We start from the raw sequence: 22,387 nt of genomic DNA, 5'->3' as shown, positions 1-22,387 counted from the left end.
GAATGCTCCGGCCTTTTGTTTATACAGCTCTGTTGGAGAGGCACGCGGAAAGATTTAGCTGCATCCATGCAGAGCGAAAGGAGATGATGTAAAAATGGTACGACTTCGTTTTTTAGGCCATGCTGCTTTTTTGATTCTGGGTGAAGAATACAATTTAATTATTGACCCCTTCATATCGGGGAACCCGCAGGCAGCGTTGACTCTAGATGACTTGCCCCAAATCCATTATGTCTTTGTCACTCATGGCCATGGAGATCATTTAGGTGATACGGAAGAGATTTGTCATCGTTTCAAATCAACTGTAATTACGAATTTTGAAATTTCAAATTATCTGGGGAACCGAGGAATATCCTGTCATTCAATGCATATAGGCGGAAGATTTACTTTTCCTTTTGGCAGGGTAAAGTTAGTTCCAGCTCTTCATGGCTCTGATATAACTCTTCCTTCCGGCGCTATGATTCCCGGAGGAAATCCCTGTGGTTTCCTTATAGAAATAGAGGGGAATAAAATATACCATGCAGGAGACACCGGCTTATCTATGGAGATGCATCTGTTGAAAGACGAAAAAATAGACATAGCTTTACTTCCTATAGGGGGTAATTTTGTAATGGACCCATTAGATGCTGCGAAAGCAGTGGATATTATCCAACCTGCGATGGCAGTACCTATTCATTACAACACTTTTGACCTGATTCAGGCCGACCCTTCAGACTTTACGGCTCATATTACAGTGTCGACAGACGTAAAAGTGCTCAAGCCCGGAGAAGAGCTTCGATTGAGAGCGAAATGTTAATATCGTAACTCGTAGGTCGGATAGTAAACTCTTTCGTCATGAAGTCCCTCAGCCTGTTTTTTGAGAGCTTTTTCCCCCTCTTCTCCCATGTTGACTGCTAGTATAGACGTTAGTATATGAATGAGAAAAAGAGGACCGATAATAGAGCTTCCGAAGGTGGGGCTCATATCACTGGCAAAAAAAGATACGTCGGCGAATTTACAAACGGGAGCAGCCGGGCTGTCTGTAATGGTGATGATATGAGATTTTTTTTCGGAAGCGAACTTAACAGTGTCTGTTACCTCAATAACGTAGCTAGGAAGTTCACATACAATGAGAACATCGCCTTCTTCAACGGCCCGAGCTTGTTCTATAAGAGCCATTGATCCTCTTTTCATAAGAACCCCTTTCAGACTGAGTTCAAGAAGGCGAGTATAGAGGGATTCTGCTACAAGAGCAGATATTCCCCATCCCACGCTAAAAATGGTTTTAGCGTGGAGTATCATAGTACAAAATTTTTCTACCTCCTCAGCCCGTATCCTGTTCCATGTGTCATCGATGTTAGCGTGCTCTAGCCGATATATTTCTTGTGGCAAATTTTTGTGGCCGTTCATAATACGAGAGAGCATGGCTGAAGGGTTCACTTGTTGCAGTACGGTTTCTTTAAGAGCGTCTTTCAATGCGGCATAACCATCAAACCCGAGCATCCTTGAAACACGCACGAGCTGAGCTTTCGATACATCAAGTTTCCCTGCAACTTCTCCAATGGAGAGAAATGCAGCTTCTCTAGAATTGGCGAGAATATATTCTACAACTCTACGAGCTTTATTCGGCATCCCATCGACTTTTTGTCTCAATAGTTCCAAAAGCTGGATATCTGACATTAAACAACACCTCCATGGACCTTAACCATCATGCCAGAAATTGGGCTTGTGTACTAGAGTTTATTTCATAGGTTTGCTTTAGTCAATATTGAACAAAAGTTAGTATGGGGCTCTGTCCCATATGTAGACACGAGACCAAGCGTCTTCTGGAGTTAATCGTGTCTTTTCTGCCAATAAGTTCAAACCAAAGTTATGGTGTCCTTTAAGGAGAGAGATATTTTTTTTGCCAAGACCCCAAGGCCCATAAGGAGAGTTCTTTAGCAACGTCAAAACTAAAGATACACTTTTAGCAAATTCCCCAAAGGAAGGATGATGAGGGCCAGCTATTACGGCATCATTTAGGCTTCCTGTCTCCTGTAAACCTATTCGTTGTACGTGAAAGCCCAATTTTAAAGCATGGAATAAGAGGGTTCCAGCCCATAGTACTGCTTTGGAAAATGAGAGAGGGGTATATTTACCCTCTCTCATTTTTATTTCAAGGCGAGTATTTTTCAATACTAAACAAGGATAAATTCGAAGGGTCATATCTTTGGGCCCTTTGAGAAAAGCCAATTTTTGTAAATCTTCTATACTGCTTTGTATGCTTTGGTCGGGGAGTCCAATCATCATTTGTGCGCAAGCGGAAATGCCTGTATCTTGAATCATGGAAAGGGCGAGAAGAGCTTCTTGTGCTCTATAACCTCTATTGCAGTGGTCCAAAACATGGTTGTCAAGAGAGGATATTCCTAACTCTATCATAGAGATAGGGTATTTCTTTAACCAGTTAAGGAGGTCTCTATTCATACATAGAGGGTGAGTGGAAAATCTTACGATGCTTCCACAAGGGGCATCTTTAATTACTTCTAAATATTGCTCTTGTATATATTGTGGCTGGCATGTAAAACTTCCTCCAAAATAACAAAGTTCTACAGCAGAGTCTTCTGTCCCTAAAAGAGAGCGGACATGGTCTGGCGAGGGATAGGAATGCTCTCCAGTTATAGCCCCCTGATCGCAATAGACACAGCGATGGGGGCAATTTTTCATGGGAAGAAACACTGCACGCCGCTTCATTTTTTAAAAATCACGCTTCTTCTGTAACTTCTTTTTTTGCCCAAAATGAAATAGCAGTATCTATTAGTCCTCGTATAAAAAGAAGTTCCTTCTGATCGAGTTGTTTGCTTTTGTACCAAATCTCCAGATTCTCGTGGTTTTCTAGTACTTCTTCGAGATGTATTCTCCCAGAATCATCGGTGGGGCTTGCTTTAACAAGATCCGTCACCTCTACGGCGAGAGCTTGAGCAAGTCGTCCTAGAAGTTTCATCGATGGGAGTCTTCTATTGCTCTCAAGAGCTTGAATATAAATTCGACTCACGTCAGTTTTATCGGCGAGGGCCTGTTGTGTTAGATGTGCGGCCTTTCTTAAAGTTTTAATACGCGTTCCTAAACTCATAGAGTAAAAACCTCCAATCGGTATTGTAGTCGTATAATATATATAATAAAAACCGTGATTACAAGTAGTGGAAAATGTTGGACGATTCCCTTACTTGACTGAATTTACCTGCTGAATGATACTACAGGAAAGCTAAAAAGAAAGAGTGCATCTTATAGCTACGGCTAGATACATGAGAAAGGAGATTGGAGACGTGGATTTTAGACAGCTTGAAAGCCTTGTAGAGATTCTTGAAAAAGGAAGTATTTCAGGGGCAGCAGCTTCTCTTGGAATATCCCAACCAGCCGTAAGTAAGCATATCGCTAGACTTGAAAAGGAACTTGGCATCAAAATTTTTGTTAGGGGACAGAAGTGTTCCAAACTTACAGTGGAGGGCGAGATTTTATATGCTTTTGCTAAAAAAACAGTCTCTTCTCTAGGTGACATCAAAAGAGAAATGTCAGATGCTTCTTCCGAAGTGGCAGGTACAGTAACGATTAGCGCAAGTTCTATTCCGGGAGACTTTGTATTGCCGCCACTTTTAGTGGAATTTCATGAGAAATATCCCGCTATTGATATTGAGGTTTTTATATCTGATTCTCGAGAAGCAATAGAAAAGTTGGTAACTAAAGAAACAGATATTGCGGTAACTGGATTTAGCCGCAGTTCTTCTGGTTTTGAATCGTGCCCATTATGTAATGACGAACTTGTGTTGGTGGTATCTCCAACCCATCCCCTAGCTGGGAGAAAAACTGTCACAATGAAAGATCTTGATGAACTGGACCTGGTAGGGCGTGTAGAAGGGTCAGCTACAAGACGAATCTGGGAAGATGCTTACAAGGAATACAGCGGTGGTGATGAAAAAGAGGTTGGACTTTGTTTCGGTCATGTTTCCGCTGTGTTGAACGCTATAGAAGCGGGAGCTGCGGGAGGGATTGTATCGAAAATAGCTGTGGAAAAAAATCCTCGTTTGGTCCCAATTCCTTTTTCCCCAGCATTAATGCGCTCTTTTTATATTACCTATGGCACCATCTCTACTCGAGCAATGGAACTGTTGCTCTCTTTTTTACGGAAAAAGGCAGAGAATAAATAAAATCAGGAGGTGTAGCAGGTGTCTACTGGAGCGGACTTTGATCCTATAGACAGGGTTAAATCTTTTTTGGATAATCATGGCTATAAGGGAGAAATAAAAATAAGTCATGAGACGATTTTTACCGTTGAAGACGCGGCAAAGGCAGTTGGAGCTCCTGCAGAGCATATTTTGAAGACTTTGGTCTTATTAGCTGATGAAGAACCTGTTTTAGCTCTCATGTCTGGCCCTAACAAAGTGGATTTGAAGAAAATAAAGCAAAGGCTTTGTGTTCGAAAAGTTAAAATGGCTTCTCCCGACTTTGTTTATACTTACTCTGGATATAGAATAGGAGGGGTTCCGCCGATAGGATATGTAGAAAAGATCCCCGCCTTTCTTGACGAGGATCTTTTTCAGTACGATTTAGTTTGGGCTGCAGCTGGAACTGATCACGCCTTTTTTCCTATTTCCCCAGAGGAACTTATGGCAATTGCAGCAGGAGAAAAGGCAGACATAAAAAAGTAGCAGTACTTCCCTTTAACATTGCATATTGCATGTTTGGCTGAAGCTATAGTCTTTTTTCAGGGGCGAGTGCCTCAAACCATTCATCGAACTCTCTGTTTAGATAAATAGTTTTTAAGGGAACGAGGCATATCTCCAAATTGTGGTACGTAATTGCCCGAAGGATGTGCCCAGCAAGGCATGTGTGATCTGGGCGGCTAAGAACAGCGTGAATGTGGGGGTAAATGCCTTCTTTTTTGTAACTGATATTCCCCCCTAAGGCCGAGAGTTCCAGTACTTCGTTATAGGAAGCTGTCTCGTACTCTCGTCCGTTGAACCAGCCGAAAGTAACGCTTCCCACCATGCCTGCTGCTGATACAATTACTGCCGAATCTACATCACGTTCTTTGCAGACATAACTGATGGATCCATGGAGTTCTTCGCCATCTGTGAGTCTTATAACGATCATTTCGTCAGTGGCTGCATACTTCATTTCTTCACCTCCCGGTGGGAAATAGTTTCTTTTTGATTGTATCATGAAGTTGGAATTATTTTTAACTATAAATCTCGTATTACAATCGGAGCATAAAAAAGATGAGTTTATTGGGCGGATGTCTTTTATTTCTAGCAGGAGTAATTTCTGGTTTCGTAAATGTGACGGCAGGAGGCGGAAGTATGTTAACCCTTCCGCTCCTTGTTTTTTTAGGAATGGACATGAGTGTTGCCAATGCTACGAACCGCATTGGAATTTTGATGCAAAATATTGTGGCTTCCAGCAAGTTTTATAAAGAGAAAACTTTCACCCTAAGGGAAGCCTTCTTTTTTGTTCTTCCAGCATGTTTAGGATCTGTAGCAGGAACATTCTTAGCGTTAGAGTTGAATGAAGCAGTGTTAAGAATTGTAGTATCTATACTTATCTCTATTATGGCTGTTCAGCTTGTAATGAAGCCTAAAATGTGGGAGAGGCAGTTTCAGCGTAAAGTTCCCCCTTGGGTCCTTCAGATTGTTTTTTTCTTTATAGGGGTATATGGTGGCTTCATTCAGGCGGGTGTTGGTTTCTTCTTCATCTGGGCTTTAGCAGGCCTTGCCGGATACGACCTTTTACACTCTAATGCTATTAAAGTTGTCGTTATTTTAAGTTACACATGCATTAGTTTGCTTCTTTTTGCCTCGCGAGGACTTGTTCAGATAGGCGCTGGAGTGGCGATAGCTTTGGGAACGATGATAGGTGGTTTTATAGGAGCCAAATTTAGCCTCGTTAAGGGGAATAAGTGGCTCCGGTGGATTTTAGCTGTCGTAGTCTTTATTTCCGCCGGTAAGATGATATATGATGTCGTGTTCATGATTCGGTAAGAGAATAATTCAGCTGCCCTGAAGCCAGGGCAGCTGTTTTTTTACAAGTCAAGCAAATATTTTTGCAAATCGTTTCCTTTTAATCCTGCACCAAGAGCTACTGCTAGTTTCAATCTGGCTTGGACAGGTTTCAGGCTTCCGCCATCATAGGCCCCTAACTCGAGTAAACGGTCAAGGCTTCCTTCGAAAGTGTAAGAAGGACGGGTCCTCCCCTTTATGCAACGGGAAGTAATAACTATTGGAATATTGTCTCTTAGTATTTTCCGCAGAAAGGGTATCCATGACGGAGGCACAGAGCCGTCGCCAAATCCGGCTACTACCAATCCGTCTAGATCCTTTTCAGATGTTTCTGCTAGCAGCTTGAGGACAAGCTCTCCGCCACCTAAACTTGACGTAACAAGCTCTACGTTTCTTGCGGGGGCGAAAGAGCCTGCTAAGACCTTTCCCCTCTTATGAAGGCGAAGAATATCAATGTTTTTCCCCATAACTTCTCCTACTGGCCCTCGATCAGGTGCTAGAAAAGCATTTCTTCTATGATTTGCACTCTCTGTAATTTCTGATGCGGCAAAAAGCTGATCCTGCATACAAACAAGTACTCCAAGTCCCCAGCATTTTTGAGAAGAAGCAGCGATTACAGCTTGAGTGAGATTGAGCACGGCATCAGACCCGATCTCTTCATACGGGCGAGTAGCAGCTGTAAATATAACAGGCTGAGGATATGTCCACATAAGATCTGCAAGATATGACATCTCTTCAAGAGTGTCTGTACCACTGGAAACTACAATGCCGTCGATCCCATCTACAACCAATTTATTGAGAATCTGAACGAGGTCGGTAGTCATACGCATTGTGTAGTGACTGCTAGGTTGATGACTCCAGTCAACTAATATGATTTCAAAAGGCAAATCTTTTGGAAGCCAAGAAAGCATGGTTTCTCCACTTTTAGAGGACTGGCGGCTTGTTTCTTCTTCCCCCTTTAGGCTCATCTGGCCTCCAGCTACAACCAATGCGATCTTTCCTCTTTTGGGCATTAAGTCATCCCTCCTTAAGTTCGTTAAGTTTACACGAGAAATAGAAAGAATGCATTAATGCATTCATATGCAAAGGAGGGGGTGATATAGAAATGGTACTTAGTACCCAAGAGATTCCCCTACCACTATAACGTGAGTTTTTCGACCTGTTGTAGGTCGCTCAAGAATGAGAACAGCTCTGCATACTCGTTGAGGACTATCGCAGTTTACGCAATGGCCTACATGTGTACACGGTGTGTCAATGTGGAGTCGCGTTGCATTGGGAGGAGTGGCGTTATTTCGTATGCGAACCAACGCACTGTCTACATCTTTAGCTATTTTATTAATTCCTACTACGAAAATGAGGGTATTTGTTCCCCATGCCATGGCACTAACACGGTTCCCTGTTCCGTCTATATTGACGAGCATTCCATCTAGTGTCAGGGCATTTGAGCTTGTCAAAAAATAGTCGGATAAGAATTCTCGCTTGAGTACTTCGTTTTTTTGTTCTGGTGTTAAAGAAGGATCCCAGTGATGGGCGATAGTACAGCCGCGTTCCATTAATTTTTCCAGAGCGCCAATTTGCCTAATAGTCACACTGCCTGGAATTCCCACTGTCGTTTTTTCTGGAATGAGCTTGAGAACCTCTTCAAGAGCTTCTTCCTTGGTGTTGACAAATACGGCATTAAACCCTTTTGATGAAAGAGCCTTTACTGCGCTAAGCCCCAGTTGTCGGTTGCTAGCGTTTTGAGCAGCGATAAATGGATTTTTCGTATCAGACATAGTAACGCCTCCTTTTAAGCCCTTATAGAACTGAATAATAACTCTATGATTGCAAGAAAGAGGATTTTTGTCTAGACTTTATGTAAAGAAAAAGATCTTGACACCTATAAAGGAGCGACGTATAATCGCTCTGTTTTAAGAGGAGGATAATGAAATGGATGAGGAAGATCTTCTTGAACGACGGGTTTATTTGAACAAATTATACGATCTTTATTCGCCACTACTTACGGAAAAGCAGAGAGAGGCTTATGAATATCATGAGTTTTCTGATCTCTCTGTTTCCGAAATGGCGGAGCGCTTGGAAACCAGCCGTCAGGCAGCTTTCGATCTCCTTTCTCGAGCTCGATCTAGACTGAGTGAGTTAGAAGGACTTCTTGGTATCTGCAGTCGAATAGAGGAGCTCGAGAAGAGAATTCAGCGCCTGGAAGAACGATGCTGGGACAAATGATGTCCGCCCTTTTTGGTGGGAGGAATTGAACAATGTTTGATGCATTGAAAGAGCGTCTTGAAGCAGTATTTGACAAACTTAAAGGGAAAGGGAAACTTTCTGAAGAAGATGTAAATGCTGCTTTGAGAGAAGTGCGGCGAGCGTTGCTTGAAGCTGATGTGGATTATAAAGTAGTAAAGACTTTAGTAGAATCCATTCGCCAGCGCTGTGTTGGCCGAGATGTTCTTGAATCTATTACGCCAGGCCAGCAAGTTATAGCCATTGTTTATGAGGAACTTGTTAATCTCATGGGTTCTGAAGTTGCCCCTTTAGTGATTTCTCCCAAGCCACCAACGCTGTTAATGATGGTTGGTTTGCAGGGAAGTGGTAAGACTACGAGTGCTGTAAAATTAGCCAGGCGGTTGCAGAAAGGGCACAGCCCTCTCGTGGTAGCTTGTGATCTTCGCCGTCCTGCGGCTATAGAGCAGCTCAAGGTTTTAGCAGAACAAAGTAAAGTTGGATTTTATGGACCGAAAGATAACACTCAAGACGTTGTCAAAGTAGCAAAAGAGGCTTTGTCTTATGCAGAGGGTCACTTAAACGACGTTATTATTTTAGATACAGCAGGTCGTCTTCACGTAGATGAAGAGCTTATGGATGAGCTTTTCAAACTGAAAAGCAGCGTGCAACCTCACGAGATTTTATTGGTAGTAGATGCCATGACAGGTCAGGAAGCAGTGAAAGTGGCTTCCAGTTTCCATGAGAAACTCTCTCTCTCTGGGGTTATTTTAAGTAAACTTGATGGCGATGCTCGTGGAGGTGCCGCTCTTGCCATTCGCGCAACTACACAAGTACCTATTAAGTTTGCGGGGGTAGGAGAAGGAACAGAGGCCCTTGAGCTTTTTGACGCTAAACGTATGGCCCAGCGCATTATGGGTATGGGCGATGTGATGGGGCTGGCGGAAAAAGTTCAGCAAGTAACATCTCAAGAAGATGTAGAAAAGATTTCTAAAAGCCTTAAAAAAGATAAGCTGACTATGGAAGATCTGCTTTTACAGTTTGAACAGATAGAGAAGCTCGGTCCTCTCGACAAGGTTATTGATATGCTGCCCGGCTTCGGGAAAATGAAAGACCTAAAAAATGCTGAGCTCGACCCTAAACGACTTAAACAGTCGAAAGCTATTATCCAATCTATGACAATTGAGGAACGTCGAAATCCTCAAATTATTAAGGGGAGCCGACGTCGACGAATTGCGGAAGGTTCAGGGACGAGTGTCCAGATGGTAAACCAGCTTCTTAAGCAATATGATCAAATGAAACAGCTTTGGAAATATATGGGAAAGGGTAAAAAAGGATTCCATCTCCCGAAAGGTCTTTTCGGTGGTGGTGGAGGATTCCCCTTTTAGAAAAGGGTATAAATAGAAATTCTATTTTTTATGAAAACAGGAGGTGTCTTACTCTATGGCAGTTCGTATTCGCTTAGCTCGATTTGGGCGCAAGAAAAATCCATATTATCGGCTTGTAGTAGCTGACTCTCGTTCTCCGAGAGATGGGAGGTTCATCGAACTTCTTGGTACATACAATCCTATGTATGACCCTGCGGAGATTAAGATCGATGAGGAAAAAGCTCTGTATTGGCTGAAGAACGGTGCTTCTCCTTCTGATACAGCTCGTGGAATACTGAAAATGGCTGGTGTGTGGGAGAAGTTTGCAGCAGAACAGACTTCTGCTGATTAATGATGCCCAGCTATAAAGAACTTGTACAGTACATAGTGGAGCATCTTGTCACGGAGCCCGAAAAAGTTGAAGTTACATCTGAGGTGAATGACCGAGGTATTGTAATGGTCAATGTACGCGTTGCACCGGAAGATGTGGGGCGAGTGATAGGGAAACGAGGCGCAACGATCAACGCTATACGCCTAGTGGCTAAGGCTGCGGCTGTAAAGGCTAATGAGCGGGTAGAAGTGGATATTGACGCTGATTGAGGTGAATGAGCGTGAGTAACCGAGACCTGATAGCTATTGGTAAAATCGTTGGGGCGCATGGAGTGGCTGGTGGAATTAAAATTTTTCCTCTTACTGATTTCCCCGAGCGTTTCCGATTGATGGCAGAGCTTGTGGTCTACGGAGAAGATTTGACGCAAATAACCGTTCTTACTGTTCGAGAGCTGAAAGTTATAGCAGGAAAAAGCATTGTAGTAGCTTTAACCGAGGAACTGAAAGATCGCGAAAGTGCTGAAGCCTTGAAAGGCAACTTGATCATGATCCCTCCAGAGGAGCGGATAGCTTTGGAGGAGGGAGAGTATTGGGTGGACGATCTTATAGGTATTCGGGTCTATGAAAAGAGAAGTAGCCGTTACCTTGGAAAAGTTCATTCCGTGCTTGCTACTGGCCCTGTCGATGTTTATGTAATCCTTGATGAGGACGGGAAAGAACACTATATTCCGGCAGTTTCAGAATTCATTAAAAATGTGGACATTGACAATCAGGTTATGGAAATAGAGTTAATAGAAGGATTGTGGGAATAATGCATGTTACTATCATTACGGCCTTCCCAGAATTTTTTCAAGATTTCTTATCTACAAGCATTATTGGAAGAGCTATTGAATCTGGAGTAATTCAGGTAGATGTAGTTAATCTCCGAGAGTATGGATTGGGCAATTATCGGCAAATTGACGATTATTCCTTTGGAAGCGGCGGAATGGTCTTAATGCCAGGGCCTCTTGTAAAAGCTTTGGATAAAGCTAAAGAGCGAAGCCAGAATTCGTGGGTTGTATATCCGAGCCCTCAAGGGGCAATGTTAACTCAAGAAATGGTAGAGTCTCTCGCTTCTCGGGAAGATATTGTTATTATTTGCGGCCATTATGAGGGGATAGACGAACGTTTTGTAGAAAAGTATGTAGATCTTGAAGTTTCTCTGGGGGATTTCGTTCTGACTGGAGGAGAAATTCCTACTATGGCCATTATAGATTCTATGGCCCGTCTCGTCCCAGGGGTTGTAGGTCGGGACAAAGCAGTGGAAGAAGACTCTTTTTTTAGAGGGATGTTGGATTTTCCACACTACACTCGTCCGTCGGAATGGAAAGGGGTAAAAGTTCCACCAGTGCTTCTATCAGGTAACGAAAAAGAAATAACCAAATGGCGGGATCTCCAGGCAGTACAAAGGACATTGCGACGACGCCCGGATCTTTTAAGTAGAGCCAATATTACGTCGTACCTTCAAAAGGGAGTTTATCTGGCATTAGTTCATCATCCAGTTCTCAATAGGGCAGGGGAAGTGACTACAGCTGCTATTACAGGGCTAGATCTCTCTGATATAGGCCGTTCTTGCAAAACCTATGGCGTTCGAAAATTTTTGGTTGTGACGCCATTAAAAAGCCAGCGAGAATTGGCAAAGACTATGGCAGACCATTGGATGGAAGGTTATGGTGCTCTCTTTAATCCTAGCCGAGCAGAAGCCTTTAAAGAGATGAAAACAGTCGCTACTTTAGAGAAGGCTATTGAGTGGATCGTAAGCAAAGAACGTGAAAAACCCACTATTATTGGAACAACAGCCAGAACATTTCCTGGATCGGTGCACTGGTTGGAAGTGAAAAGGTTTATTCTGGAAGAACAAAAACCGGTTCTTTTCCTTTTTGGAACAGCTTCTGGTCTTCCGGATGAAGTATTAGATCAATGTTCAGAAGTTTTACAGCCTCTCTCTGGAGGTTATGAAGATTATAACCACCTCTCAGTCCGAACGGCCGTCGGGGTTATTCTCGATAGGTTCTTCGGTTGGAGATAAAGACATTTTATTGTGAGTAAGGAGGGTTAGCTATGGATGCCATTAAACTGGTTGAAAAAAAATATATGAAAAGCGAAACACCAGAGTTCCGTCCTGGAGATACTGTACGAGTCCACGTTAAAGTTACAGAAGGAGCTCGAGAGCGTATTCAGGTTTTTGAAGGGGTTGTTATTGCCCGTAAACATGGTGGGGTCAACGAGACTTTTACCGTAAGAAAAATTTCTAATGGGGTCGGGGTGGAAAGAATTTTCCCCTTACATTGTCCTACCGTTGACAAGATTGAAGTCAAACGTCTTGGTAAGGTTCGTAGGGCGAAGCTATATTACCTGAGAGATTTAAGTGGAAAGGCTGCCCGTATTAAGGAGAGAAGGGAATTTTAAGCTTTTTTCTCCCTCTGTATTGACTTAATGGGCAAGGCCCATTATAATAACCGTCGTTCTGCGGGGGTGGCGGAACGGGTAGACGCGCAAGGCTAAGGACCTTGTGGCCGCGAGGCTGTGGGAGTTCGAGTCTCCCCCTCCGCACCATTTTAGAAAAGAGATAGGGAATACCTTAAGGTATTCCCTATTTTTTTATTCTTTTAGAATCGTATATGATTCAGTTACGCTTATTTTTAATCATTCAAAATTTCTTCAAGCCATTTTTGGACTGTTGGTATGGCAAATTCGGTTAGATAGCGATGGATAGCTTTTTCAGAGTAAGAAACGTTTCCATCCTCATCTACGTAGTTCCCGCTTAAAACACAGTCCAGTTGTCTTTTTCCTCTTTCCCAAGGGATGCCTAAAAGCTTTTCTATCTCTCGATTCTGACTAATATGTTGTAAAGGCATTTCCAAAGGAAGAGCAAAGGTGTTATATAGTTCTCTATACCCTTCAAGCGCTATTCGAAGTTGGTTGATCTTAATAACGCCGTCATGTGATTCCCTTTCTCCTGTTATAACAGGAACTTTCCCCAAAGAGAGAGCCAGCGGAATTCGAAGGGCATGAAGATAAAGATGGCAACCTATACACGGTGAATAAAAACCATATCTGGACAGCGACAAGGCAGTAGTGGCTCCGCAAAGCATGGCCCATAAACGAGGGGCCCCCATAAGCACTGGAGGATACATTGAAATGTAAGTGGTAAGAAGACGGCCTTGGAGATATTTGATATTATCAAAAAGACAGTGCCAGTCGCCGAACTCGGTTCCAGTATAGGCGATGGTAGGAAGTATTCCATCAATGTCATGAGATTCCATATATTTAAATAGAGCAGCAAAACTATCCCGCCCAGCTATTTCCAAGATTACAAGATTTTTATTTTTGTTCATGCGTTCAAGAGATTCAGGAGAGATCATCCAAGAAGGGAATTTACTGACTAGATCTGGTTTTTCCATCAGAATTTTTTTCATCCGTTCGTCCATGACACTCACCCTTTCAATGGGATATATGGGCCTGGATAATAGGGCTGATCTACGGGGGAGTCCATAAGTCCTCCCAGTTTCCCGCGATCGAGAAGGTTTAGGATCATATACATAAGTTCGTGTTGGCGTAAAATCCCCAAACCTCCAAGAGCACAGCTTATTTCATCGAATGTATCTACACTATCTCGTCGCGTATATTTCCCTTTCATCACGATGGGAACTGTTTCTCCAGAGTGAATCATGTTTCCTATGCTAGCAGTGGAATGGTCAGAAGTGACGACTAAAAGAACGTCTTCGTCGGGGATAAAGACGTCCCTTGCAAATTTAAAAGCGTGATCGAGGGCTTCTATGACTCTTATTTTCAAATCTGGTTTTCTTTCATGGGCGGCTTCATCTGTAGCTTTAGTGTGGACATAAATAAAATCGTAACCTTTTGCTTCATAAGCTAAACGGAGGCGCTTTTCCAAATCTTTTCCAGGGTCTTCTGTATCTTGCACGTGTAAAACATCCATGCCTAGTGTGGAACAAAGGCCATAATAAATTGCTCCGGAAGCAATGCAGAGAGCCTTAAGTCCCCATTTTTGAGAAAAAGGAGTGAGAGGTTGATGTTGTCCCGCCCGTTGAAGGCCTATGAAGTTGATAGGAGGGGTATGCTCCTTTTCCCTTGCCTTATTTATGGGGTGATTTGAAAGAATATTGTAAGACCAGAGAAGGTATTTATTAAGTATTTCTGCAGTATAATTGGCTGCAGCGGGGTTTTTTGCGTCTTGGCGAGGTAGGACTTTCATGATAGGGCGATTTTCGTAAATAGGATTGGAATCGGTAATCTCCGCAGATAATCCAGGGCCTCTCACAATAGATAGTCCAGCGATCCCTTTAGTGGGAATAAATTCTATTTCCACGCCCTTTTCGTAGTAGAAGCGTATCGCTTTATGGAGGGGGGCCAGGGTTTCTTTGTCAATATTCATTTTTTCTACCTTCAGAATGAACATCTCTTTTTCCTTTTTCACAGAGAAGGTTCGAGAAAGAAGGGCTACATCCCCGGAATGGACTGGAAAACCTTCAGCACGCATTTCTATATACCCTCGACCTGGAAATTGAGCGAGGTCATAACCAAACATGACGAAATGGGCCATTTCGCTGGGCATAGCTTGCCCCTGAAGACAACTATGATATAAGCCACATACCCCTGCTGCCGCAATCTGATCGAGATTCGGAGTCCGGGCAACTTGAAGGGGCGTGTGACCTCCTAAAGCAGGAATGCCTTTATCGCCAAGTCCATCAAGTATCACTAATATGCATCTCATAAAATAATTATAATATACAAATATTTTTATGACACGAGAAAGAGGGTGAAGAGGTGGAGATCCGGATAACATTTTATGGGAATCTTGATTTCTTCCTTCATCCTACCCTTAAAGAACCACCACAAATGATGCATGTCATTAGACGATCCACATCGGTGAAAGATGGCATAGAAGCATGTGGAGTTCCCCACACAGAAGTAGGAACTATTTATGTAAATGGAGTTTTATCAGACTTTGACCGAATAATAATAGGAGGAGATTTCGTAGATGTTTTTCCTATAACTCCCCCCATGGATGTGACAAAAAAGTCGTTCTTGCGCCCTGACGCTCTCGAAATGCCACGTTTTGTTGCGGATGTCAATGTGGGGAAGCTGGCTTCTTTGCTCCGGCTTATGGGGCTTGATACTGCTTATGAACAGGAGTGGAAAGACAGTCAGATAGCGGAGTTAGCGCTGCGAGAAGATCGTATTGTCTTAACGAGAGATCGTTTGTTGCTGAAACGTAAAACTGTTGTTTTTGGGCACCTGGTACGTACCGAATCTCCTTGGCAACAATTGCAGGAGGTTATTGATTTCTATTCTCTTTTTCAGTGGCTCCAGCCTTTTTCCAGATGTACATATTGTAATAAAATATTGCGCATGGTATCTAAAGAAGCCATACTTGATCAGTTGGAACCTCTAACTCGAATGTTTTATCATGAATTTACTCAGTGCCCTTCTTGTGGGCGAGTATTCTGGCCTGGTTCTCATCGAGAGCGTATCAAAAATAGAGTCATGAATATCCTGAAGAAAAGAGGTAAGTTGGGATTGCAGGATAATATCAATATTGGTACACTTTTTAATGATATGTAAAGTGGAGATTTGTTGAAGATTAGTAGAAAGGGGCACTTGGGGTGAAAAAAAGCTTGGAAGATTGGCTTCGCGAAGAAACGATGGAAGTGTCGCATTCCAATAAGAACCTGGGGCTCCTTGTCGCCTCTATAAACAGAAGTCACGAAAAAAACGAGGTTTCTGCGAGAGAGCTGAGAAGTTTGGGGCTTCCTGTGGTGGCTTTGGCTTCTGATGCAGAAGAAGAGGAAATGGAAGCTGAGGTTGTAGAGGAAGAACTCTCTTTGGAGTTAAAAGAGGGGAAAGAGTTCTCTGAGAGTTTTTTAGAAGGACAGGGTCTTCCTGAAGCGTGGGATTTATTGGCTACTTCTGGCTTGTCTGAGGAGTTAGAATATGCTGAAAATTTAGAGGAGCATATTGAGCCTGAGGAATTGATAGATCAGATATATGGGGAAAAATCTGAAGTAAACAATGTCCTTAGTGAAGAACTTCAGTTAGACGAGCAAGGCGAGGAAAAGAATTTTAGTGAGCCTTTAGAGATAGTAGAAGAATCTGTGAAGCAGCCTGTTGAGAAAAAACGTGGCGAAGCTTTTGTTTTTCGGCATAGAACAATAATTGGAGCGGCTTTAGGCGCTACTGCTGTTGGAGCTTATTTTTATTATACACATACGACTCCCGAGGTTTTGTTGGACCGCGGAAATCGCTACTTTAACGACGGACAGTATGAGCGAGCTCTTAATTATTACAACTGGGCGTTAAAGAAAGAGCCTTATTTTATAGAGGCTCTTTTGGCGTTAGGCAGAGTTTTGGAGAACGCGGGAGACAAGGGGGAAGCTATAGATGCGTATTTTCGTGTTCTACAACAAGATCCTGAAAATAGTATAGCTTATCTTAGGTTGGGAGACCTCTTTTTCTCACTTAACTCGAAAGAGAAGGCATTACAATCGTATAACGAGGTTTTACGAAGAGATCGCATTAATCTGCAGGCTCTGCTAGGGGCGGCTCATTGCTTTTTTGATAAAGAGGACTTCAAGAATGCCCTCCCTTTATACCAAGAGGCCTTACAATTACAACCAGAGAATGAGGAAATACTGAAGAAGATTACATCTATTCAACAGTTTTTTTTGAAAGAAGAAGCGATGGAAGAAGAGAAGTTACGTACTGCTCTTATAGAAGAAAGAAAAGGACTAGCCAAACGGGCTTTGCTATTTCAACATTACAGAGAGGCAGAACAGTATTATCGAGAAATTTTGGAATTGAGTCCTGACGATGATGATGCTCTTCGAGGGCGTGCTTTTTGTTTTGAGAGTATGGAAGACTATGGAAAAGCTCTTGAATTTTATGAAGTGTTACTTGAAAAGCATCCTGATGAAGAGGCTCTTTCTCAATCTATAGAAAAACTGAAAAGATCAATGCAGGAAAAAGAAAAAAGAAGAGAACATGAAGTAACAAAGATGAAAGAGGGAGAAATCGATCTCCTTCCATCAAAGCCATCCCTCCCTGAAAGAGGGAAAAGAGTGCCAGTTTATTCTGGGAAGTCAGACCTTAAGAAATTTTTTGCTCCTCAATCTGTAGCTCTTTCAGTAGAAGCAGAAAAGAAGAGGAATAGTCGTGACGTACTTATAGAACGTATGAAAGAGCTTTGTCAGCAGAAGCAAAATCAGGAGCTTTTAAGAACTGGCTGGGAATATCTTTTTACTCTGGAAAAAGCTTCTCAGCCGGAGGGAGTTTCTCTGGTGGTTCCATTGTCTTTCCCGAAGTCTAAAACTTTTCTTCCAGTGCGTTACTCGTATGAAGCGATATCCCTTGGTGGAGATGTTATGATTCAAAACCAGGTAAAGAGGTTGGACTCACTACGTCAAGCTATAGAAATAAATCCAGGAGACAGACAGGTGTACTTGATGATGTGTCAGGCATGGGATGCTTTGCAGAATGAGCAGGTAGAAAATAGCGGAAAATCCAAAAATATAGTTGTGAGTAACGAAGCTTTTTATTCTTCGCTTTTAGCTCATGCGGCTTTTCAGGCAGATAGACCCAAAGAGGCTTGGGAAGCTATAGAGAGAGCTCGAAAGTTGGCACCTGATAACCTTTTTATAGCTCGTTTTAGATTGGTTCTTGCGAATTCCCTCAATATGGGGGATAAAATGAGTAATCCTTTTCAAGAAGGTTGATTTAATATATACTACAGACGGCTTTGCGGCCTCTGTCTCAACAAAATAGCTATGGGGGCCACGTATTTCAGTGGTGCAGATGGGATAAGATCTATCATTAATAGGCGGTGATTAATGAATGGAAGGTCGGAAGGCTGAAGAATGGGGAAGGGTTTATTTAGAAAAGCTTTCCCTCTATGAAGAGTTTACAATGCGTGTTAAAAATCTTGTTCAAGACTTGATTAGACAAGACGATATGGCGGTTTATGGGGTTCAAGGGTGGGCGAAGAATCCTGATGACTTTATGTCAGAATTAATGGGAAGAGGAGAAGATGTTATTTCTTCTCTTGACGCATTTCCTGATCTCTCTCAGATTCGTGTGTTGCTCCATTTCCCAGAAGATGTTCGCAAGGTCGAAAAAATTCTTCAACAAGAGTTCCTTGTGGATTTAGCTCATTCTGTTACCACTTCTAGCTTGGTAGATGATCCGGAGAGATTTGGTTATCCGGCAATTTCTTATGTAGTCTCTCTTTCTTCTGAACGTTCACGACTTCGTGAGTGGAGTCAATATCGGGATTTGAAATGCACGGTGCAAGTCAGAACAGTGATTCAAGAGGCCTGGGCTAGTATAGCTCCCAAAGTCAGCCATACCGCCACTGACTCGCTTACTCAGAAAAAACTGAAAAGAAAGTTACTTCGTCTCAGCGCTCTTTTGGAGGAGGCGGATGAGGGATTTTTAGATTTATGGGAATCAACAAAAGAATCAGCAGTACCTGTAGCGCCTGTTCGGACAGAACCTTTTTCAGCTTCAGAACTGGAAAGTCGTCCGTTGACTCGTCAGGCCTTAGCTGATTATTTTAAAGAACATCTTGAAATCCCAGAAGAGTGGGCTGCTAATGCAGTAAAGGCAGGGTTCCCGGCCTATTACCCCACAGAAGAGTATTTAGCTGAGAGCTTCACGTATCTTCATAATATTTTACAAGCAGCAGAAATTAATACTATAGAAGATCTGGAGGACTTTCTTGAAGAGGTAAGGAAAGATGGGTATGGCATAGAGCAGCTCGAAACAGTGGGGAAAGCTTTTGAGAAGGAAAATGCAGATTGGAGAGTTGATGGTTTTTCTGCCCTGTTCCTGTTGGTCTTGAACTTAAAATGGGATATTCTGCAGGGTAAGGATCTTGTTGCTTCAGGCATTAAAAAGGGTTCTGATCGAATTAAAGGTTTGGGGAATTAGATCCCTTATTTTCAAGAGAATGAAGGAGAGGGAGAGCGAAGAGCTCTCCCTCTTGCTTTTGTTCCGAGTGAGGATTTGGATGTGTAAAAACAGGCCAAGCTCAACGAACTTGGGTATGTAGTTTAGTAAGATATCTATAGTATGATAAAACGTATCTCTTCTCTCCAAGTAAATGTACAATAACATCAAATATTATCGGGAATACGGATATTATGCCTATATATAAGGGGGCTCTTCTCCATGGTTTCTGAAGTAAATTTTGAAAAGTTATTTAATCCATGTTCCATAGCTTTTATTGGTGAAGGAACGGCTTGGAGCGGAGCTTGTCGTCGTGCATGGGAAAGATTGCGAACTTTTAATGGGACTCTTTTTGAAGTAAAAAACGAAAGAGATCTTCCGTCAGGTGTAGATTTGGCTGTACTGGATGTACCTCCTTTACGTTCTTCCCATTGGTTTCATCTTTGTGCTGATAGAAATGTTCCTTTTGTTCTCCAGCTTGCATCTGAACAGAGCGGAGAATGGAGATTACCAAGAAAAGAAATTTTTACAGTCAAGCAGCCTAAAGCGCTTTTTCGTGTGTTGGGGCCAGATTCCATGGGATTTATAAATCAGAGAGATCACATTGTCATTTCTCCCTTTCAGGGCTATTTAGAACAGGGAGAAAATCTACGAGTAGCTCTCGTTTCTCAAAGTGGAGATCTGGGATTTTCTATAGCTTCTGCAGCTTGTCAAGCGGGCACAGGCTTTAAGTATGTGGTGACAACTGGAGGCACTTCAGATGTCAATGTTGTTGAAATAGGAGAATGGATATTAAGAGATCCAAACATTAAACTTCTTCTTTTTTGCCTTGAAGGGCTACAAGATGGAATTGCCTTTTTGAGGTTGGCCCGAGAGGCTAATAGGCGCAAGGTTCGAGTAGGGGTTTTAAAAGCAGGGCGAAACGTCTCTTCTCGCCAGGCGATCCCTAGCCACGTAGCAGCTCTTCCCGGGAATGCTGCTATTTGGGATGCAGCTTTTAAGCAGTTTGGCATTTTTTCTATACGAGATACTGATGAGATAATAAATTTTGCTGCTATGTATAACTCTTTTGATTCGCCTCCTGGCAGAAAAACTGCCATAGTCTCTTCCTCTCGCGGTGCCGGTATTGCTCTCTCTGATTGTTGTTTTGAAGAAGGTCTTAAGGTACCAGCTGTGCCGGAAGACTTGCAGCGAGAATTAAGAAAGAAGTTGCCTCCTAGTGTTTATGTGAATAACCCTATCGATATAGCGTCTTTAGGGGCTAATGGAACGGAAGAAATTTCTTATTTACTTCGGCGGTTGATGGATTCTCCCAATCTAGATATGATCGCTGCTGTTTTAACAGAAAGTTATGGGCAGGAAACGAAGAATATTTTGAGAGCTCTTTTAGGAGTGGCCAGATTGCAGAAACACCCTGTAGTCTGTTGCGCCATGGGAGGGCTTGAAGAAGAGTCCCGAGAAATGTTGAGGGAAGAAAAAATCCCCTTTTTCCTCAGCACTCGGCGATGTGCCAAGGCATTATCAGCTCTCAGTGCTCCTTTTATGCAATTTGATGCGCATATGCCTGTTAGCTGTGAGGATTGCTCTGTTATTAAGGGAGAAGAGGCGTTGCTTTCCTTGCCAGAAAAAATGACGGAGTATGATGCTAAACGTCTTCTAGCCTTTCATGGAGTAGACGTAACGCGGGAATATTTATGTCAATCTCTTGATGAAGCTTTGGAAGCGGCAGAGATTATAGGCTATCCAGTGGCCTTGAAAGTCATGTCACCTAATATAGTTCATAAGAGCGAGGCCAGAATTATTGCATTGAATCTTGAAGGGGAAGAGGAGTTGCGTAATGCCTATGGTAGGACGTTAGAGAAAGCGCGTCTTGCCAACCCTGAAGCGGAAATTCGGGGAGTTCTTGTTCAAGAGATGTTGCAGGAAGGGATAGAGTGTGTTGTTACTATAAAATTAGATACCCTGTTTGGGCCCGTTCTTTCAGTGGGGCTTGGCGGTGTTTATGCAAGTGCCGTGAGAGATTACGTTCTCCGTATCGCCCCAGTAGACGAGGTAAATGCAATGGCTATGATACGAGAGTTAAAAGGGTACTCTCTTTTGCGGGGAGCGTGGGGACGAACGAGCTATGATGTAGGAGCTTTGGCCCAGATGCTTACTAAGTTGTCTCGTATAGCTTGCACTGAAAGTCAACTTATACAATTGGAAATCAACCCTGTTTTTGTAAATAAAAAGGGTGCAGTAGTGGTGGATGCTTTCGTGTTGAGGAGGTAGAGAGATGTCTTACTGGCTTTGGATATTCGCTGCATATCTCACTGGCTCCTTCCCTACAGGTTATGTATGCGCTAAAGTCTTTCGAGGCGTAGACATCCGAACATTTGGTTCGGGGAATATTGGTGCAACTAATGTAGGTCGTTTGATGGGAAGACCTTGGGCAATAGGAGTTACTATTGTAGATATGCTAAAAGGGGGAATAATACTTATCATAGCGAGAAAGGCTGGTATTGAGAGTCCTGTGGTTTTGGCTTCTATCGCTTTCGCTAGCATTTGCGGTCATAATTTCCCTCTATGGCTGAATTTTAAAGGAGGAAAAGGTGTAGCGACAACATATGGAGTTGTCTTTTTTATGGTTCCGCCTTGGAGCTCTGTCGCAGCCCTTATAGCAGGGGGAATTTGGTATATAGTGATGCGCTGGTCCAAGTACGTATCAGTAGCTTCTATTTTATCTCTTTTTACCCTCCCTCTTCTTTTTTTGCTTTTTCACCTTCACGTGTCCAACGTTTTAGCCGTTTCCTTCATGGCTATTCTTGCGCTAGTTCGTCACCGGAATAACATTGCGAGGATACGCAGAGGAGAGGAAGGCCGGGTTGGTGAAATATCTCCGTCAAAAAAAGACGATGCCTCTTTGTAATCTTGACTAATACTGACCATATATCTACAATAAGAAGCATAGAAGAATTTGAGTAGGAGGTTTGTGTAATGCCCAGCCTGACTGAGATAATAGAAGATTATATAATGAGGCTTTTAGAGGAAGAAGAGGAAGAATCAGCTGTTTCTTTACGTCGGAAAGATTTAGCAGAAATTTTTGGATGTGTTCCCAGTCAGATCAACTATGTTTTACGAAGTCGTTTTACTCCGGAGAGAGGATATCTCGTCGAAAGTCAACGAGGTGGCCATGGATATATTCGGATAGTGAGAATTTGTTATGACATGCCTGAAGAGAAAGTAAACCATATAAAAGAAATTATTGGTGATTCTATTACAGAGCAAGATGCAAAACGATTTCTTTCAGCTCTTCAAGAGAGAGAGTTAATCTCTTCTCGAGAGCGACTTCTTATAGAGGTTGCTTTGCGTTTTGTCGATGAAGTGGCAAGTTCAGATTTCGATCTTTCACCGTATAAACGTAATGTATTACAGGCAGAGCTCTTAAAACGCCTGCTTCGTAGCTTAGCTCTTGCGTAG

General features: G+C 42.7%; 25 protein-coding genes and 1 tRNA gene. 18 read left to right on the top strand and 8 right to left on the bottom strand.

Annotation, left to right across the window (positions count from 1 at the left end):
* Positions 1 to 94: 94 nt before the first annotated feature.
* The gene (locus tag B3L97_RS03330) at positions 95 to 793 is read left to right on the top strand and encodes a metal-dependent hydrolase (protein ID WP_024822671.1); all 699 of its coding nucleotides are present in this window, start codon (positions 95 to 97) and stop codon (positions 791 to 793) included.
* On the opposite strand, the gene B3L97_RS03325 is transcribed toward B3L97_RS03330, so the two are convergent.
* The 3 genes from B3L97_RS03325 to B3L97_RS03315 form a co-directional block, all read right to left on the bottom strand.
* Entirely contained in the window at positions 790 to 1,656 is an 867-nt protein-coding gene (locus B3L97_RS03325) for a MurR/RpiR family transcriptional regulator (RefSeq protein WP_024822670.1), read from the bottom strand. The genes B3L97_RS03330 and B3L97_RS03325 overlap by 4 nt on opposite strands.
* A 99-nt stretch (positions 1,657 to 1,755) precedes the next feature.
* The gene (locus B3L97_RS03320; protein WP_024822669.1) at positions 1,756 to 2,706 is read right to left on the bottom strand and encodes a radical SAM protein; all 951 of its coding nucleotides are present in this window, start codon (positions 2,704 to 2,706) and stop codon (positions 1,756 to 1,758) included.
* Positions 2,707 to 2,716: 10 nt separating this feature from the next.
* Positions 2,717 to 3,085 carry a helix-turn-helix domain-containing protein gene (locus B3L97_RS03315; protein ID WP_024822668.1) on the bottom strand — a complete coding sequence of 123 codons (369 nt, stop codon included), beginning with the start codon at positions 3,083 to 3,085 and terminating at the stop codon, positions 2,717 to 2,719.
* 193 nt (positions 3,086 to 3,278) lie between these two features.
* On the opposite strand from B3L97_RS03315, the gene B3L97_RS03310 reads away from it, so the two are divergent.
* Both B3L97_RS03310 and B3L97_RS03305 read left to right on the top strand, forming a co-directional pair.
* Positions 3,279 to 4,157 (top strand): LysR family transcriptional regulator, encoded by an 879-nt coding sequence (locus tag B3L97_RS03310; protein WP_024822667.1) that lies wholly within the window; start codon positions 3,279 to 3,281, stop codon positions 4,155 to 4,157.
* Between the two features lie 18 nt (positions 4,158 to 4,175).
* Positions 4,176 to 4,658, top strand: a complete 483-nt coding sequence (locus B3L97_RS03305) for a YbaK/EbsC family protein (protein ID WP_024822666.1) — start codon at positions 4,176 to 4,178, stop codon at positions 4,656 to 4,658.
* 43 nt (positions 4,659 to 4,701) lie between these two features.
* Here the strand turns inward: B3L97_RS03305 and B3L97_RS03300 are convergent, their stop codons facing one another.
* On the bottom strand, positions 4,702 to 5,127 hold the full coding sequence (locus B3L97_RS03300) for a PPC domain-containing DNA-binding protein (RefSeq protein WP_024822665.1): 426 nt from the start codon (positions 5,125 to 5,127) through the stop codon (positions 4,702 to 4,704).
* A 101-nt stretch (positions 5,128 to 5,228) separates the two neighbouring features.
* Here B3L97_RS03300 and B3L97_RS03295 point away from each other — a divergent pair, with 101 nt between their 5' ends.
* Positions 5,229 to 5,987: a sulfite exporter TauE/SafE family protein gene (locus tag B3L97_RS03295; RefSeq protein WP_024822664.1), complete on the top strand. Its 759-nt coding sequence runs from the start codon at positions 5,229 to 5,231 to the stop codon at positions 5,985 to 5,987.
* A gap of 41 nt (positions 5,988 to 6,028) precedes the next feature.
* Here B3L97_RS03295 and B3L97_RS03290 read toward each other — a convergent pair whose 3' ends face one another.
* Entirely contained in the window at positions 6,029 to 7,018 is a 990-nt protein-coding gene (locus B3L97_RS03290; protein ID WP_024822663.1) for an asparaginase, read from the bottom strand.
* A 99-nt stretch (positions 7,019 to 7,117) separates the two neighbouring features.
* Positions 7,118 to 7,780 (bottom strand): lactate utilization protein, encoded by a 663-nt coding sequence (locus tag B3L97_RS03285; protein WP_024822662.1) that lies wholly within the window; start codon positions 7,778 to 7,780, stop codon positions 7,118 to 7,120.
* Between the two features lie 154 nt (positions 7,781 to 7,934).
* Between B3L97_RS03285 and B3L97_RS03280 the strand changes: the two genes are divergently transcribed.
* The 8 genes from B3L97_RS03280 to B3L97_RS03245 all read left to right on the top strand — a co-directional run bounded on the left by B3L97_RS03280 (position 7,935) and on the right by B3L97_RS03245 (position 12,517).
* Entirely contained in the window at positions 7,935 to 8,228 is a 294-nt protein-coding gene (locus tag B3L97_RS03280) for a sigma factor-like helix-turn-helix DNA-binding protein (protein ID WP_024822661.1), read from the top strand.
* Between the two features lie 32 nt (positions 8,229 to 8,260).
* Positions 8,261 to 9,613 (top strand): signal recognition particle protein, encoded by a 1,353-nt coding sequence (ffh, locus tag B3L97_RS03275; protein WP_024822660.1) that lies wholly within the window; start codon positions 8,261 to 8,263, stop codon positions 9,611 to 9,613.
* Positions 9,614 to 9,668: 55 nt separating this feature from the next.
* Complete coding sequence (gene rpsP, locus B3L97_RS03270) at positions 9,669 to 9,944, top strand: 30S ribosomal protein S16 (protein ID WP_024822659.1); 276 nt, start codon at positions 9,669 to 9,671, stop codon at positions 9,942 to 9,944.
* Positions 9,945 to 9,946: 2 nt separating this feature from the next.
* Entirely contained in the window at positions 9,947 to 10,192 is a 246-nt protein-coding gene (locus B3L97_RS03265) for a KH domain-containing protein (protein ID WP_024822658.1), read from the top strand.
* Positions 10,193 to 10,203: 11 nt separating this feature from the next.
* Positions 10,204 to 10,734 (top strand): ribosome maturation factor RimM, encoded by a 531-nt coding sequence (gene rimM / locus B3L97_RS03260; protein ID WP_024822657.1) that lies wholly within the window; start codon positions 10,204 to 10,206, stop codon positions 10,732 to 10,734.
* Entirely contained in the window at positions 10,734 to 11,990 is a 1,257-nt protein-coding gene (gene trmD / locus B3L97_RS03255) for a tRNA (guanosine(37)-N1)-methyltransferase TrmD (RefSeq protein WP_286933945.1), read from the top strand. Before rimM ends, trmD begins: the two co-directional genes overlap by 1 nt.
* 32 nt (positions 11,991 to 12,022) lie before the next feature.
* Positions 12,023 to 12,370, top strand: coding sequence for a 50S ribosomal protein L19 (gene rplS, locus B3L97_RS03250; protein ID WP_024822655.1), 348 nt, complete (start codon positions 12,023 to 12,025; stop codon positions 12,368 to 12,370).
* 60 nt (positions 12,371 to 12,430) lie between these two features.
* A tRNA-Leu gene (locus B3L97_RS03245) sits at positions 12,431 to 12,517 on the top strand.
* A gap of 86 nt (positions 12,518 to 12,603) precedes the next feature.
* Here the strand turns inward: B3L97_RS03245 and B3L97_RS03240 are convergent.
* Entirely contained in the window at positions 12,604 to 13,380 is a 777-nt protein-coding gene (locus tag B3L97_RS03240; RefSeq protein WP_286845940.1) for a hypothetical protein, read from the bottom strand.
* Between the two features lie 17 nt (positions 13,381 to 13,397).
* Positions 13,398 to 14,699, bottom strand: a complete 1,302-nt coding sequence (gene apgM / locus B3L97_RS03235; protein WP_286934195.1) for an alkaline phosphatase family protein — start codon at positions 14,697 to 14,699, stop codon at positions 13,398 to 13,400.
* Between the two features lie 53 nt (positions 14,700 to 14,752).
* Between apgM and B3L97_RS03230 the strand changes: the two genes are divergently transcribed.
* The 6 genes from B3L97_RS03230 (at position 14,753) to B3L97_RS03205 (ending at position 22,387) form a co-directional block, all read left to right on the top strand.
* Complete coding sequence (locus B3L97_RS03230) at positions 14,753 to 15,550, top strand: Mut7-C RNAse domain-containing protein (protein WP_286845936.1); 798 nt, start codon at positions 14,753 to 14,755, stop codon at positions 15,548 to 15,550.
* Between the two features lie 41 nt (positions 15,551 to 15,591).
* Positions 15,592 to 17,697, top strand: a complete 2,106-nt coding sequence (locus B3L97_RS03225) for a tetratricopeptide repeat protein (RefSeq protein WP_286845935.1) — start codon at positions 15,592 to 15,594, stop codon at positions 17,695 to 17,697.
* 118 nt (positions 17,698 to 17,815) lie between these two features.
* Positions 17,816 to 18,910: a RelA/SpoT domain-containing protein gene (locus tag B3L97_RS03220; RefSeq protein WP_024822650.1), complete on the top strand. Its 1,095-nt coding sequence runs from the start codon at positions 17,816 to 17,818 to the stop codon at positions 18,908 to 18,910.
* Between the two features lie 240 nt (positions 18,911 to 19,150).
* The gene (locus B3L97_RS03215; protein WP_024822649.1) at positions 19,151 to 21,199 is read left to right on the top strand and encodes an acetate--CoA ligase family protein; all 2,049 of its coding nucleotides are present in this window, start codon (positions 19,151 to 19,153) and stop codon (positions 21,197 to 21,199) included.
* 4 nt (positions 21,200 to 21,203) lie between these two features.
* Positions 21,204 to 21,836, top strand: a complete 633-nt coding sequence (plsY, locus tag B3L97_RS03210; RefSeq protein ID WP_286845931.1) for a glycerol-3-phosphate 1-O-acyltransferase PlsY — start codon at positions 21,204 to 21,206, stop codon at positions 21,834 to 21,836.
* Positions 21,837 to 21,904: 68 nt separating this feature from the next.
* Entirely contained in the window at positions 21,905 to 22,387 is a 483-nt protein-coding gene (locus B3L97_RS03205) for a CtsR family transcriptional regulator (RefSeq protein ID WP_024822647.1), read from the top strand.

The sequence above is a fragment of the Aminobacterium sp. UBA4834 genome (assembly GCF_002400205.1).
Classification (GTDB): Bacteria; Synergistota; Synergistia; order Synergistales; family Aminobacteriaceae; genus Aminobacterium; species Aminobacterium mobile.
This window is presented reverse-complemented; position numbering and strand designations above follow the sequence as displayed.